This window comes from Candidatus Polarisedimenticolia bacterium, assembly GCA_036004685.1.
GTDB lineage: Bacteria > Acidobacteriota > Polarisedimenticolia > Gp22-AA2 > AA152 > DASYRE01.
This window is the reverse complement of the sequence record DASYRE010000062.1, coordinates 28,706-42,486: the sequence shown is the minus strand read 5'-3', so window position 1 is coordinate 42,486 and position 13,781 is coordinate 28,706. Positions and strand designations below refer to the sequence as shown.

Genomic DNA, 13,781 nt, shown 5'->3' with positions numbered 1-13,781 from the left:
TCCCGGAAGCTTGGGAGGCCCCGGCCTGCGGGCCAAGAAGGACAGCTAGACGGCTGGTCCTCCGCCCGAAGAAACGGAGCTATGATCCGCGACGATCGATTAGGATCGCGATAGAACCGATGATTTCCCCCTATCAAGGAGCACGGCATGAGCGAGATTACGTTGAAGCAGGCGCGGGCGGCGGTGGACGCGGCGTTGAGAAAGTCCCAGGAGCTGGGCGTGAAGATGGACATCGCGGTGGTCGACGCGGGCGCGAACCTGAAGGCGTTCGCCCGGATGGACGGGGCCTGGCTGGGATCGATCGACATCGCCATCAAGAAGGCCAGGACGGCCCGGTTCTTCGACATGAACACGGGAGAGATCGGGAAGTACTCGCAGCCCGGAGGCTCCCTGTATGGCATCGAGCATTCGAATGCGGGATTGATTTCATTTCCCGGCGGGGTTCCGGTCAAGACCTCCTCGGGGGAGATCCTCGGCGCGATCGGGGTCTCCGGCAGCACCGTGGAGAACGACCAGGTTGTCGCGGAGGCCGGAGCCGCGGGGGCGATCGCGGCTTCTTGAGGCTACGCTTCTTCGGAATACTTCCGCCGCACGGTGGAGTCGTTCTCCGAGGGCCGCTCCTCGATCAGATCCTCCTCCGAAGCGGTGTGGAATGAAACCACGACCCAGTTCTCCGGCGGCACGACCGCCTGGTGCCAGACGAGGGGAGGAATGGAGATCCACCGCTTTTCGAGAGGAAGCGCAGCGTCGCTCTTGAGAAAGTGCGATCTCCATTCCGGCCCCGTTCGGGTCTGAAAATCCCCCGAGCCGCGATACGACATCATCCGCTGGCGACTGTTCGGATGCCTTTCGGCTCCGGTGACGGCGCCCGCCCGAAGGATGAAGACCCAGCTCGATCGAATGCTTTTCGGAAGCGGACCAGGATACAGATTGAGCGGCACCGGCTCCCAGGCCAGCACCTCCCCGGCGCGCTCCCGCAGCTTCGTCTCGACGCGGACGGCCATCGCGTCGAGCTTCGACTCGACGGCTTTCGACCTCACCGCGGCGTCGAGCGCTTCCAGGATGCGAGCCTCTCCCGGATCCATGTCGCCCCTCTCAAGAGTCGCCGATGATAACCTATCCCTTCGCCAAGGATCGGAGGCAGCCATGGGGAAGCAGGCCGAGCACCGGTATTCCGTGACCGTGGACTGGGAGGGAAACCTCGGGACCGGGACGAGCGGCTATCGGGCTTATTCCCGATCCCACGGCATTTCCGCGCCCGGCAAGCCCGTGCTGCCCGGATCCTCCGATCCCGCCTTTCGCGGCGACGCGTCCCGCTACAACCCGGAAGAGCTGCTCGTGGCGGCTCTCTCCGCCTGTCACATGCTCTGGTTTCTTCACCTCTGCGCCGACGCAGGAATCGTCGTGACGTCGTATCAGGATCGACCCGAGGGAAGGATGATCGAAACGGAGGACGGAGGCGGCCATTTCAAGGAGGTCGTGCTGCACCCGAGCGCGGTCCTGAAGGAGCCCGTCGCTCCCGAGGTCCTCGAGAGCCTGCACGAACGGGCGCATCATCTGTGCTTCATCGCCAATTCGGTGAATTTCCCCGTGCGCTGCGCTTCCGAGGCTTCTTCCTGAATGAATCCTCGGAAGTTCTTGCAGAAAGACCGGTCTCCCGTGTCGCCGAATTCCATCGGGTCAGCGGAAACTGTGAGCGCGTTCGTTCGGACACTATAATCGGTACTTCCGTACGAACGATACGAGCTCCGTCAGAACGGACGGGGCCGGACCCTGGAAGGAGGGCAATCGATGGAAATGCCGAAGCCGGGCCCGGAGCATCGCAAGTTGGAGCAGATGGCGGGGGGTTGGACAAGCAAGGAGAAAATGCATCCCTCCCAATGGGATCCGAAAGGAGGAACGGCGGAGGGCCGCATCAAGAACCGCATCGCGCTCGGCGGCTTCATCGTGACCGGCGATTACGGCCAGGAACGCGAAGGGAAGACGACGTTCGAAGGCCACTCCGTTTTCACCTACGACAAGAGCGAGAGATGCTACCTCCTCTACTGGTGGGACAGCACGGGCATGCCCGCCGACGTCTTCCGGGGCAGCTTCGAGGGGTCGAAGCTGGTCATGACCAGCCGCAACGCGATGGGCCATTTCCGTTTGACCTACGAGTTCCCGGGGCCCGGAACGATGCGAAGCACGATGGAGATGTCGGAGGACGGAGAGAGCTGGAGAACGATGTTCGAAGCGGACTCGACGCGCCAGGATTGACGACGATTCCCAGCAAAGCCGGGGAGGGACCCTTCGGGGCATCGGCACGGCGGACCGGTCCGAGAGGACATCGCCAGACCGGCTCGATGGACCCGAGGTGCAGCTCGAGGTTCCGGAAACGAGCCGATTTGGCTGGTCCGGAGCGCGGCGGTGCATTATGATGCGTGCGGGTCGCATGTTGTGAGAAATGCCCAAACCTCGAGCCAAACTGTCCATCCTGGCTCTCGTCGCGGTCGCTCTCATCGGGAGCGGACCCCATCCTGCCAGAGCCCAGACCTCTCCGAAAACGGTCTACGTGGACGCCTCCACCGGAAACGACTCGAACGATTGCCTGGCGCTGAATCGCGCCTGCCGCACGATTCAGAAAGGCGCCTCCGTGACCCGCGGAGGAGACGCCATGATCGTCGGCCCCGGCGTCTACTATGAGAAGCCGGTTTTTCAGAGCCTGGGCAGCTCGTCAACCTCCCCCGTGTGGATTCGCGCCGAGCCTCGGGGCGGGGTGACGATCAGCGGAATGTGGAAGGAGGTGGCGTCGGGCCAGGTGACCTGGGACGATGCCGCGGACGGCGTGACCGGAGACGGCATCTTCTCCGCCATCCACGATCCGTGTCTGTTCGGCGCCTATCAGGGAAAGTACCTCTTTCGCTTGAATAATGTCGCCGATCTTCGCGCCGGAAAGGCGGGGACGGTCAACATGGTCGCCTACGGAATGGCCAGCGGCAACGGGAGGGTCTACATCAAGCTTCCGGGCGGCGTCAATCCCAACGGCGCCTCGGTCCTGCTCTCCTCTCCAACGTACGGGGATGCGGGCAGCGGCAGCGTCGTGAAGGTCTCGGGCTCCCCCTACGTAATCTTCGACGGGTTCCGCATCAAGGGGGCCGGCGTCTACTGCATCTCCTTCAGCCAGGACAGCGTGTCGCCGACTCTCCGGAACATGGTCTTCTCGTACTGCCGGTACGGCGCCCAGCTGCCGGACAATTCCATTGTGGAATGGAGCGAATACGTCTGGCCGGGCTTCCGCGATTTCTCGGAGGCGGTGCGCCAGCTCAATGGAGGCAGCCTAAAAACGTACACTCTGGTCAAGGAGTACAACGCCGTTCTCTGGCTGGAGGGCGGGATCGCGGAAGCCTACCAGAGCTATTCGTCGCGCAATGAAGAGTTCCGGTACAACTACCTGCACGAAGCCTTCGACGGCGAGATTCTGGGAGAGTTCGAGTATTCCCAGTCTCACCACAACGTCTATCTCTACAACTACGACGATCACATCCAGATGGAGAGCACGGCCGGCTTTCAATCCCGCGACCTGCGGCTGCACGACAATCTGTTCCTGGCCGCCGGGAACTCGTCGGTTTCCCATCAGGAGGGAAGCCTGATCGGTCCTCATTACCGGAATGTCATGTACGGCTACGACGAACTTGGCTGGAACGCCTGGACCATCATCAAATCGGATGCTCCCAACGCGACCCAGAAGATCTACTACTACCACAACCTGATGTGGGGGCGCGGGAACGAGCTCTTCTGGAACGAGAAGCGGCGCGACATGTTCCAGTTCCGGAACAACATCTTCGTCTTCGAAAGCAACCGGAACAGCCAGGACACGTCCACCAGCTTCGACAGCGATTACAACCTGCTCGTCAACGGCGTCGACAAGGGCTGGCTGAGAGGCAGTCACGGAGCCTACCTCGGCACCGGAACCTCCTCGCTGAAATTCGTCGACGTGGGGGCCCTGAACTTCGCGATTCTGGCGGGCAGCGCCGCGGAGAATCGCGGGGTGCCGCTGCCGGGATTCAATGATGGAGCTCCCGGCGGGCCGGACGTGGGACCCTTCGAAGTGGGGTTTTCGCCCGGAGCCGCATGGCCCCGACCCCGGGTTACGGTTTTCACGACGACTGTCCCCGAGCGATGGAACGGCTCGGGAGGGGTCGACATCCAACCTCCCGCGCCCGTTCAAAACCTCCGTCGCGGCGACACCCACTAAGCGTCGTCTTGGCACCCCTCGGGGGCCGCTCCCTGGGAACCTGCTTTCCCGTCGAGTAGGATCGATCGTCTGAGCGTTCCTGCTTTGGCGAGGAGGATTCGGTGGTAATGGCTCGCGGGCGCGTCTGGATCGCGCTTTCCGTCGTCTTGCTTTGGGGGTGCGGGACGGATCGGCCGGTTCAGAGGCTCCTCGAGGCGCGTCTGAAATCTCTAGCGGACCTCGGCAAGCCTGATCTGTCTTCCGATGATCTCCGGCAGGCTCTGGCCCGCCAGCTGCGCGCCGCCCCGAAAGGGGCCAAAGAGGGTCCAGGGGCTTCGAAGCCGGCATTTCCAACGCGCAGCACGCTTCAGGACTTCTACGCCGATAACGCCTACCGGCTGGCCTGGTTCGAGGACACCGGCCGAAGCCGGCCGTCCGCGAAGATATTCCTCGAAGCTCTGCGGCGTGCGGGGGAGCATGGGTTGGATCCGGAGGACTACTATCTCAGCGGGCTCGAGCGCCGGCAAGAGCGGATCGGCAAGGCCAACCTCGACGAGTCGGCGGCCTCCGGCCTGGCCGATTTCGATCTGCTGATGACCTCCTCCTTCTTCCGGTACGCGTCCGATCTCTCCACCGGCCGCGTTCACCCGGACGAGATCCGGAGCGACTGGCACACGAATCCCCCGGAGCTTGACGTCCTGGCGATGCTCGGACGCGCCTTGCGGACGGACAAACTCCCCGAACTGCTCGAGTCGCTTCCTCCCCCTCATGCGGGCTACGCCCGCCTTCGCGATGAATTGAGGGGGCTTCGCGAGATCAAGGCGGCAGGCGGATGGCCCGTCGTTCCCGCGGGCCCGGAGATGAAGCCCGGCTCGCGCGGGCCGAGGGTTTCCCTTCTTCGCCAGCGACTCGCGGAGAGAGGCGGGAAGGAAGGGGCATCTCTTCCGGCGAGCACCGCCGGGGATCGATTCGATACGCCGCTCTCCGAGTCTCTCCGCCGATTTCAGGAGCGCCACGGGATCGAGCCGCATGGGAAACTGAGCTCGGAGACGCTCGCCGCATTGAACGTGCCGGTCGATCGGCGGATCCGGCAGGTCGAGCTGAACCTCGAGCGATGGCGCTGGATTCCGCGCCAACTCGGGGAGCCGCACGTTCTCGTGAACATCGCCGGATTTCGCCTCGAGCTGGTCCGGAAAGGAAGCTCGGTCTGGCGCACGCGAATCGTCGTCGGCAAAGCGTACACCCCCACGCCGGTGTTCAGCGATCGGATCGTCGCGATCGTCGCCAATCCGCCCTGGAACGTCCCCGAGGGAATTGCCGTCCATGAATACGTTCGGGAGCTCCAGAAAGATCCGAGAGCGCTGGAGCGCGAAGGAATTCGCCTGCTCAAGGGCTCGGGAGAGGACGCTGTCGAGATCGATCCGGCAACGGTGGACTGGCAATCGATCGATGAGAACGCGGAGTTTCCCTTCCGGCTTCGCCAGGATCCGGGACCGGACAACGCGCTCGGCCGGCTGAAATTCCAGCTCACCAACGATTTCCAGATCTACCTGCACGACACGCCCGCCAAGAGCCTGTTCGACCAATCGGACCGGGACTTGAGCCATGGCTGCATCCGGGTCGAAAAACCGCTCGAGCTGGCCCAGCAGATTCTCGATGACTCGTCGCGGCAACTTCTCGGCGAGGCGCTCCAGAAGCCGGAAGAGCGAGACCTTCCGGTCAAGCCCCCCGTCTCCATCCATATCCTCTATCTGACGGCCTGGGCGGGGGAGGAGGGCCTCCACTTCGCCCAGGACATCTACGACCTCGACGGTCCCCAGGCGGCCGCCATCGAGAAGGCTTCCCTACAAAACTTGAAGCCGTCCCCCGGCGCCCCACAGCCTACCCCGCCAGTTTCGGGCCAATAGCCCCCATAGCGCCTAATAGGGCGAGCAAATTTCGATTTTCCTGACGCACGAGGCAGGACTTTCCTGACAAGCTCCCTTATAATGATTCTGTCATGAAAGCCACCCCCATCCTCTTGCTGGCTTCCATCCTCCTCTTCTCGGCTATTCCGCTTCGTGCCGGAACGGCCGTCGCGCTGCCTGCAGCCCCTTCGAGCCCAGTCCTAAGCCGAATTCCAGCGGTCGTTACCGACTCCGAATCGCTGGAAGCTGATTTGCTGCAAGCGGCGCCCACCATGCGTCCCCAGGCGCTGCGCGCGGCGCTGGCGGCTTGGGAGGACTTGCGAGCGCGAGGAGAAGTCACGCGCCCCATCCTCACGGTGATTGATTACGGCCTTTCGTCGATGACGCGAAGGATGTGGGTCTTCGATCTGGCCTCGCGCCGGCTTCTCTTCCATGAGCTGGTGGCGCACGGCAAAAACTCGGGCGAGGATCTGGCCACCCACTTCTCGAACGAGGATGGGAGCCTCATGACATCGCTCGGCGCGTTCGTGACCGGGACGACCTACGACGGCAAGAACGGCTACTCACTGCGTCTTCGCGGAATGGAGCCAGGAAGGAACGATCGCGCGGAGGAGCGTACCATTGTCGTCCACGGCGCTCCCTACGTCGGCGATGAAGTCGCGCAAAAGCTCGGGCGTCTCGGACGCAGTTGGGGCTGTCCCGCCTTGCGCCCCGCCATCGCGCGGACCCTGATTGACGAAGTCAAAGATCAAACCCTTCTCTATGCCTACCATCCCTCTCTGGACGCGCCCGATACGCCGGCCGGCCCGACGCCCGCGATCGCCGGAGGCGCTTCCAGTCCAGCCGACGGGCTATCCCGCGCCACCCGCTGAAGCAGCTCGACCCACCCGCGAAGCCGCCTGTTCTTGGAAAGCCGGGGAAAGCGTTTGCCGGATCGACTTATTGCGCCGCCGGATCCACGAATCCTGACGTGGCCAGAAGATCGTTGAGCGTCACGAGCCCGCCGTCCGCGGTCCAGAGTAAGGTGAGCGAGCGCGGAGCGCCGCTGGGGGTCACACTCGCCTGAAGCGACCCCACCACCGGCCGTCCGTCCTTCGCCACGCTAAGCGCCTCCCTCCGGTCGTAATCCAACTCACTTCCCAGGAGCCACGGGCGAGCCGGAACTTCCGCTTCCAGTTTTGCAGCAAAATTGCCCGATCGGCGCGCGCCAAACGAGGTTTTGCAGGGTCCGCCGGCTTATGCTGTCAAGACATTTCGCGGAGGTAACTTCATGGGAAGCTTCTCCTTGACGGTCGGGACATTCAGGTGTAGTAATGCCTCCATCCAGCGTTTAACGGGATCGTAACGCAACTACGTAGCGTTCCTGAAAAGGAGGCAAGATGGTCACGATCGATCTGGTCCGTTTGTGGAAAGATCCGTCTTATCGGGCGAGCCTGAGCCCCGAGGACTTGAAGGGGTTTCCCCAGCATCCCTCCGGGGTCGTCGACCTGACCGATGATCAGCTTCGGGCCGCCTCGGGAGTGGCGGGAATCATCGTCACGACCTTCAAGACTTGCACGGAGTACACGTTTCGTCGGTTTCACTGCTGCAACTAGAGGTCGGCTCGTGTCACGCCGTTCCTCTCAGGGCTTGCTTCCAAGACCTCATTTCAAGGAGGGTCGACAATGCCAGACATCGTCCGCGCCTGGAAGGACCTCTCGTATCGCGCTGGATTGAGCGAGGACGAGATCGGACAGATTCCAGCGCATCCTGCCGGAATCGTCGAGCTCAGCGATGAGGAGCTCAAGTCGGCCTCAGGCCTGGCGGGGATTCCGGCGACCACCAGTCCCGTCTGCACCATGTCCGAGACGTACCGGCGATCGCGTTGCTGCCCTTGATCGAGCCCTTTTCAAACCGGTTCATCTTTCAAGGAGGTTTCCGATGAAGCTCGACGTCGTGCGCGCGTGGAAGGATCTTTCCTATCGAGCCAGCCTCGGCCCCGAAGAGCTCGCCCAGATTCCGAATCACCCCGCGGGGCTCATCGACCTCAGCGACGAGCAGCTGAAAGAAGCCTCGGGCGTGGCCGCTCCGGCGCTAACAACCTGCCAGTGCTGCACCGACACCTCGCGCTTCCGTCGCTGTTGTCCCTAGGGAGCCCGATCTAGGCAAACAGGGCGGGTGGGCTCTTGGGCCCCCCCGCCCTTGGTTTTTAGGATGCCGCGAATGATCTCCGAGTTCGAGACGGCCGACTGGAACCGGGCCCTGACCCTGGCCGAAAGAAAGTCCCGAATCGCGGCAAGGCCTTCGACACGATCCGCATCGGCCGAGGAATCGCAGCGGGCCCGGTTCCTCTTCGAATCATGGAAGCGGCAGGCGCCCTTTGACCGGGCCGACTGGCTCGTCCGGCGGCTGGCCGCCGACGGTCTGGACGAGGCGAAGTTCCGGGCGCTGCTGGAGGTCGCCCCCGAAGCGCTGGGCTCGGAGGCTGGGTCGCCGTGGCTGGCGGATCTCGCCGAGGCCTATTCTCTTCCGGAATGGCGCGGCGCCGACTCGCTCGAGCTGCCGGAATCGATCCGCAATAACCCCCTGGCCGGCTTCCTGAACCTCGCCGTCCCGCTGGTGGATTTCGGGCTGAAGCGCTTCCGAGCGGGCCTCACCATGATCCCTCCCGGCCCGGCGACCCATCCCTGGGAGCCGCTGGAGGCCGAGCGGCTGATCTTCTCGTCGCTCTTTCCGAGGCTGCTCTGGATGATGGATCGGACGCTGGTCCTGGAGCTGAACGTCGCCCGCATGGAAGGCAGACTGTCGGGCTCGACCCCGGAAGAGCGGTTCGGGAGCTTCGTCGGACAATTGCGCCGGTTCGCGCCCGCCACGGCGCTGCTTCGAGAGTATCCGGTTCTCGCCCGACAGCTCGTCGAGCTGACGGTGACCTGGGTCGACGTCTCCTTGGAGTTCCTGCGCCGGTTTTCGGCGGACTGGCTGATGCTGCAGGACGTTTTTTTCGCGGGGGAGGATCCGGGGCCGCTCGCCGGGCTGGAGATGAGCGCCGGAGATTCGCACCGCGGCGGCCGCAGCGTGGTGATCGTGAAGCTCGCGAAGGGCGGCGCGCTGGTCTACAAGCCGCGTCCCCTGGGGATGGACGCTCATTTTCAACGTCTCCTGGGGTGGTTGAACCAGCGTGGAGATCATCCGCCGTTCCGGACGCTGCGCGTCCTGGACCGCGGAAGCCACGGTTGGATCGAATTCGCCCAGGCAGGCGAGTGCGCCACGGAGGGCGCGATCGGTCGTTATCACGTGAGACTCGGCGGCTTGCTGGCGGTCCTCTACGCCATCGGCGCCGTGGACTTCCACTTCGAGAACCTGATTGCCTGCGGAGATCAACCCGTCCCGATCGATCTCGAGTCGCTGCTCCATCCGAAGGTGCCGAGGCCCGAGTCGGAGAAGCCCGATGAGCGCCTGGCAGCCCGCGTCCTGAGCCAATCGGTGCTGCGAGTGGGTCTCCTCCCGTTCCGCGTGGGCGAGGATGAGGGATTCACGGGATCCGATTTGAGCGGCGTGGCTTCGGTGGCCGGCAAGCCTTCTCCCGACCGGACGCTCGAATGGGAGCGCTCCGGCAGCGACGAAATGTCGGCCGTGAAAAAACGGCTCCCGATGGGGGCCGGCAAGAACCTCCCCACCCTCCAAGGCAAGGAAGTGGAGGCGGCCGACCACATCGGCGAGGTGGAGTCGGGATTTCGCAGCGTCTACCGGCTTCTGCTGCGCCATCGCGAAGAACTGCTGGCTCAGGACGGCCCGATCGTCCTTTTCAAGGACGACGCCGGCCGGGCGGTGCTTCGATCGACGCGGGCTTACGGCTTGCTCCTGGAGGAGAGCTTCCATCCCGATTTCCTGCGCGATGCCCTCGACCGCGACCGCTTTTTGGACCGCCTCTGGGTCGGGGTGGAGGAGTTTCCCGCCATCGAGCAGATCGCCGGCCACGAACGCCTGGATCTGCTCGCCGGAGACGTTCCCTATTTCGGGGCGAATCCCGGATCCGCGGATCTCTGGACCAGCCGCGAGAAGCGCGTTCCGCGGTTCTTCCCCGAGCCGGCCCTCGAGGAGGTGCGTCGCCGGATCGCCGGCATGGGGGAGGAGGACCTCGACCGGCAGGCGTGGCTCACGCGCGTCTCCCTCGGCACGCTTCTTCTGAATCGGTACAAAGGGGAATGGCCCGGTTTCTCGCTGTCGGACCCTGGAGAGCCTCGTGGGGATCCCCAGGTGAAGTCCCGGCTCGTCGCCGCGGCGAGGCGGCTGGGAGACTGGTTCGAGCGGATGGCCGTCCGGGACGATCGATATCTCACCTGGGTAGGTCTCGACTTGAGGAATCAGATCTGGTCGTTGTTCCCGATGCCCGAAGATCTCTACGCGGGGACTCCGGGCATCGCTCTCTTTCTCGCCTACCTGTCCTCCGCGACGGGGGAGGACCGCTGGATGGAGATGGCCGGTCGCGGTATGGAGACGCTTCTTGTGCGACTTCAGCGGGTCGGGGATCAGGTCCCGAACATCGGGATGTTCCAGGGCTGGGGCGGCGTCCTCTACGCTCTGGCCCATCTCGGCGCGCTTCAGGGAGACCCGGCCCTCCTCGATACGGCTGAAGCGATGATCGAGCGGATCGCGGAGCGCCTGGAGCGGGACACCTTCCTCGACGTCGTCGCGGGGGCCGCGGGGGCGATCGCCGCGCTGCTGGCCTTGCACCGCTTGAACGGCTCGCCTCGCGCGCTGGAGGTGGCCCGCCAATGCGGGGAGCGGCTGCTGGCGAAGGCGCGTCCGGCCGGAGGGGGAATCTCGTGGCTCACCGAGGTCGGGGGGGACGAGCCGCAGACCGGCTTTTCTCACGGAGCGGCGGGGATCGCCTTCGCGCTTCTCGAGCTGGCGCAGGTCACCGGCGACGCGCGCTTCAAGGACGCCGCCTCGGGCGGCTTCGCCTTCGAAAGCGAGTCGATTGGGAAAGTGACGGACGAGGAAGCGGCGCCGCCCGCGACGGCCGGGCGCGGCAAGCTCTCGGCCGCGGAGAAGGCGCTGGCGATGAGCTGGTGCTACGGCTCGCCTGGCATCGGTCTCGCGTTGTTGCGGGCCTGCCGGCATCTCGACGCGCCGGGCCTGCGGGAGGATCTCGATCGCTGTCTGGCTCTCACCCTGGAGCGAGGCTTCGGAAAGAACCACAGCCTCTGCCACGGCGATCTGGGCAATCTCGACTTCATCCTCCAGGCGCGGCGCGAAAGGAACGACCCGAAGCTCGCGGAGCAGGAGGGTCGCCTGCTGCGCGCCATCTTGAGGAGCGTGGAAAACGACGGCTGGATTTGCGGGACGGTGGCGAACATCGAAGCTCCGGGGTTGATGAACGGTCTCGCGGGGATCGGCTACGGATTGCTGCGCGCCGCCGACCCCGACCGCGTTCCCTCCATCCTCCTGATGGATCCTCCCGGCGAATTCAGGAGGCGCCGGTGAGGGTTCCGTGGCTTCCCACCGCTCTCCAATACGATTGCGGTCCGGCGTGTCTGGCGATGGTCATGGCCTGGCATGGCCGCGACTCCTCGGTGGACGACATTCGCGAGCGACTCGGAACGAGCCGTGACGGGACGACCGGGTACGAGCTGGTCCGGGTGGGCCGCGAGCTGGGGATGCAGGCGCGGGGCGTGAGAGCCGAGAATCCCTCGGCGCTGCGGAACGTGCCGCTGCCCGCCATCGCCCACTACCGAACGGGCCATTTCGTCGTCCTGGAGCGCTGCCGTCCGGGAAAGTCGGTGCGGGTGGTCGATCCGATGCGCGGCCGGCTCGATCGGGGGATGGCCGCGTTTCTGGAGGAATTCTCCGGTGTCCTCGTCCTCTTCGAGCCCACACCCGCCTTCACGAGGAAGCGGAACCGATCCTGGATGACGTTCCTGAAATCGGTCGCTCGGGCGCGATCGCGCCTGATCCTGGCTCTCGTGGCCCTCTCGCTGTGCCTGCAGGGAATGGCCTTCGCCCTCCCGGCGGCCCTCGCCTTCGTCGTGGATCGCTTGATTCCGGCGAGATCCCTGTCCCTGGTCGCCCTGATGGCCGCCGGCGTGCCGGCCCTGGTCGCCGGCTACGCCCTCGTCGCCTGGGTCCGCGGCCGCGCCATGGCGTCTCTTTCCCGCGACGTGAGCCGGGACACGCTGGATCGCGTCTTCCGCCACCTGCTGCACCTTCCGCTTCCGTTTTTCCACGGGCGGCCCGTGGAGGACCTGGTCATGCGCGTGCAGGGCGCCGACATGGTCCTCGACGAGCTGCTGGATCAGGTGCTCTCGGCCTTCCTGGACGCGCTTCTGGCGATCACCGCTCTGGTGGCGCTGTTCGCCCTCTATCCGCAGATGAGCGGACTCGTCATCGCCGCCGCGCTCCTCCAGGGGGTGCTCACCTGGTTCGCCCATCGAGCCAGTCTGGATGAGTTCATCCGCGACATCCTGTCGAACGCGCGACTCTACAATTTCGCGGCCGAGGCGCTCGGCGGGATCGCCGACGTCAAGATGGTGGGGATCCGGCGGACGGAGCCCATCTGGTCGCGGCTGCTGGAGGAGCGCGTGGCGGCCCGCCTCGGTCGCCGCCGCCGGAGCGCCTTCTGGGAGGGGTTGTTGCTGGCGGCCCAAACCGGCGCCCAATTCCTCGTGCTGGCGACGGGGGCGGCGATGGCCATCCGGGGTCACGTGAGCGTCGGCGCGGCGGTCGCCTTCTTCTCCCTCGCGGGCGTCTGTCTCGGTCCCGTCTCCGCGCTGGCGGCCGGAGCGTATCGATTTCGGAGCACCGCGGAGTATCTCCGGCGGGCCGACGAGCTCCTCAGCACCCGGGTCGAATCGATGGGGCCCGCGGAAGCGGCAGCCCCCGTGGAAGGGTTGCGCGGTGATTTCCTTCTGCGCGACGTCGCGTTCCAATACTCGAAATCGAGCGACCCGGTCCTGGAGGGGATCGATCTGGAGATCGAGGCGGGGAAGATGACCGTGATTGTCGGCCGCACGGGCTGCGGGAAATCGACCCTGGCGAAGCTCCTGGCCACCCTTTACGAGCCCACGCGGGGCGAGATGCGGGTCGACGGCCTCGCCGTGGATCGCTACGACCGGGCCGATCTCCGCGCCCGCATCGGTTGCGTCTTCCAGGAGAACATCCTGGCCGGCGGCACGGTGCACGAGAACGTCACCCTGGGCCGCGACATCCCGGTGGAGGACGTTTACAAGGCCCTGGAGATTGCCTGCCTGCTCGAGGACGTCGAGAGGATGCCCCTGATCCTGGCGACGCCCGTCGGAGCCGGGGGCCTTCACCTGAGCGGAGGACAGCGACAACGCCTCTGTCTGGCCCGCGCGATCGCGCTGCGCCCCGGCGTGATGATTCTCGACGAGGCGACGGCGGCGGTGGATCGACTGACCGAGCGGCGGATCTATGGAGGCCTGGAAGCGCTGCGCTGCACGCGGATCATCGTGACGCATCGCCTTCACGTCGCCGCGGCCGCCGATCGCGTGATCGTCCTGGAGAAGGGCCGGATCGCCCAGGCTGGGACGCATGAGGAGCTCCTCCGGCGGGACGGGCCCTATGCGCGGATGTGGGGAGAGCCTGAGGAGGCGTCGTGAGGTCGGCCGATGCGCTGGGAGGCGCTCGAGGCGGCGGGTTGAGCCTGGCGGCGGGAGCTTCCG

13 protein-coding genes are annotated in these 13,781 nt (G+C 65.1%); 11 read left to right on the top strand and 2 right to left on the bottom strand.

The window, feature by feature from the left end; all coding sequences use genetic code 11:
- Window positions 1–147 precede the first annotated feature (147 nt).
- Window positions 148–561 (top strand): heme-binding protein, encoded by a 414-nt coding sequence (locus tag VGR67_16395; protein HEV8337992.1) that lies wholly within the window; start codon window positions 148–150, stop codon window positions 559–561.
- 2 nt (window positions 562–563) lie between these two features.
- Here the strand turns inward: VGR67_16395 and VGR67_16390 are convergent, their stop codons facing one another.
- Entirely contained in the window at window positions 564–1,085 is a 522-nt protein-coding gene (locus tag VGR67_16390; protein ID HEV8337991.1) for a hypothetical protein, read from the bottom strand.
- Between the two features lie 61 nt (window positions 1,086–1,146).
- Between VGR67_16390 and VGR67_16385 the strand changes: the two genes are divergently transcribed.
- From VGR67_16385 to VGR67_16365, 5 genes are all read left to right on the top strand, one after another.
- Window positions 1,147–1,620, top strand: coding sequence for an OsmC family protein (locus VGR67_16385; GenBank protein ID HEV8337990.1), 474 nt, complete (start codon window positions 1,147–1,149; stop codon window positions 1,618–1,620).
- 171 nt (window positions 1,621–1,791) lie between these two features.
- Window positions 1,792–2,256 (top strand): DUF1579 family protein, encoded by a 465-nt coding sequence (locus VGR67_16380; protein HEV8337989.1) that lies wholly within the window; start codon window positions 1,792–1,794, stop codon window positions 2,254–2,256.
- A gap of 187 nt (window positions 2,257–2,443) precedes the next feature.
- Window positions 2,444–4,234, top strand: coding sequence for a hypothetical protein (locus tag VGR67_16375; protein ID HEV8337988.1), 1,791 nt, complete (start codon window positions 2,444–2,446; stop codon window positions 4,232–4,234).
- Window positions 4,235–4,341: 107 nt separating this feature from the next.
- Window positions 4,342–6,120 (top strand): L,D-transpeptidase family protein, encoded by a 1,779-nt coding sequence (locus VGR67_16370; protein ID HEV8337987.1) that lies wholly within the window; start codon window positions 4,342–4,344, stop codon window positions 6,118–6,120.
- 251 nt (window positions 6,121–6,371) lie between these two features.
- Complete coding sequence (locus VGR67_16365; GenBank protein HEV8337986.1) at window positions 6,372–6,992, top strand: murein L,D-transpeptidase catalytic domain family protein; 621 nt, start codon at window positions 6,372–6,374, stop codon at window positions 6,990–6,992.
- Between the two features lie 67 nt (window positions 6,993–7,059).
- Here VGR67_16365 and VGR67_16360 read toward each other — a convergent pair whose 3' ends face one another.
- Complete coding sequence (locus VGR67_16360) at window positions 7,060–7,221, bottom strand: hypothetical protein (protein ID HEV8337985.1); 162 nt, start codon at window positions 7,219–7,221, stop codon at window positions 7,060–7,062.
- A 278-nt stretch (window positions 7,222–7,499) separates the two neighbouring features.
- Here VGR67_16360 and VGR67_16355 point away from each other — a divergent pair, with 278 nt between their 5' ends.
- The 5 genes from VGR67_16355 to VGR67_16335 all read left to right on the top strand — a co-directional run bounded on the left by VGR67_16355 (window position 7,500) and on the right by VGR67_16335 (window position 13,718).
- Window positions 7,500–7,715 carry a mersacidin/lichenicidin family type 2 lantibiotic gene (locus VGR67_16355; GenBank protein ID HEV8337984.1) on the top strand — a complete coding sequence of 72 codons (216 nt, stop codon included), beginning with the start codon at window positions 7,500–7,502 and terminating at the stop codon, window positions 7,713–7,715.
- Window positions 7,716–7,784: 69 nt separating this feature from the next.
- Window positions 7,785–7,997, top strand: a complete 213-nt coding sequence (locus VGR67_16350; GenBank protein HEV8337983.1) for a mersacidin/lichenicidin family type 2 lantibiotic — start codon at window positions 7,785–7,787, stop codon at window positions 7,995–7,997.
- A gap of 43 nt (window positions 7,998–8,040) precedes the next feature.
- Entirely contained in the window at window positions 8,041–8,250 is a 210-nt protein-coding gene (locus tag VGR67_16345; protein ID HEV8337982.1) for a mersacidin/lichenicidin family type 2 lantibiotic, read from the top strand.
- 72 nt (window positions 8,251–8,322) lie between these two features.
- Window positions 8,323–11,586 (top strand): type 2 lanthipeptide synthetase LanM family protein, encoded by a 3,264-nt coding sequence (locus tag VGR67_16340; GenBank protein ID HEV8337981.1) that lies wholly within the window; start codon window positions 8,323–8,325, stop codon window positions 11,584–11,586.
- Window positions 11,583–13,718 carry a peptidase domain-containing ABC transporter gene (locus tag VGR67_16335; protein ID HEV8337980.1) on the top strand — a complete coding sequence of 712 codons (2,136 nt, stop codon included), beginning with the start codon at window positions 11,583–11,585 and terminating at the stop codon, window positions 13,716–13,718. Before VGR67_16340 ends, VGR67_16335 begins: the two co-directional genes overlap by 4 nt.
- The last annotated feature ends 63 nt before the right edge of the window (window positions 13,719–13,781 follow it).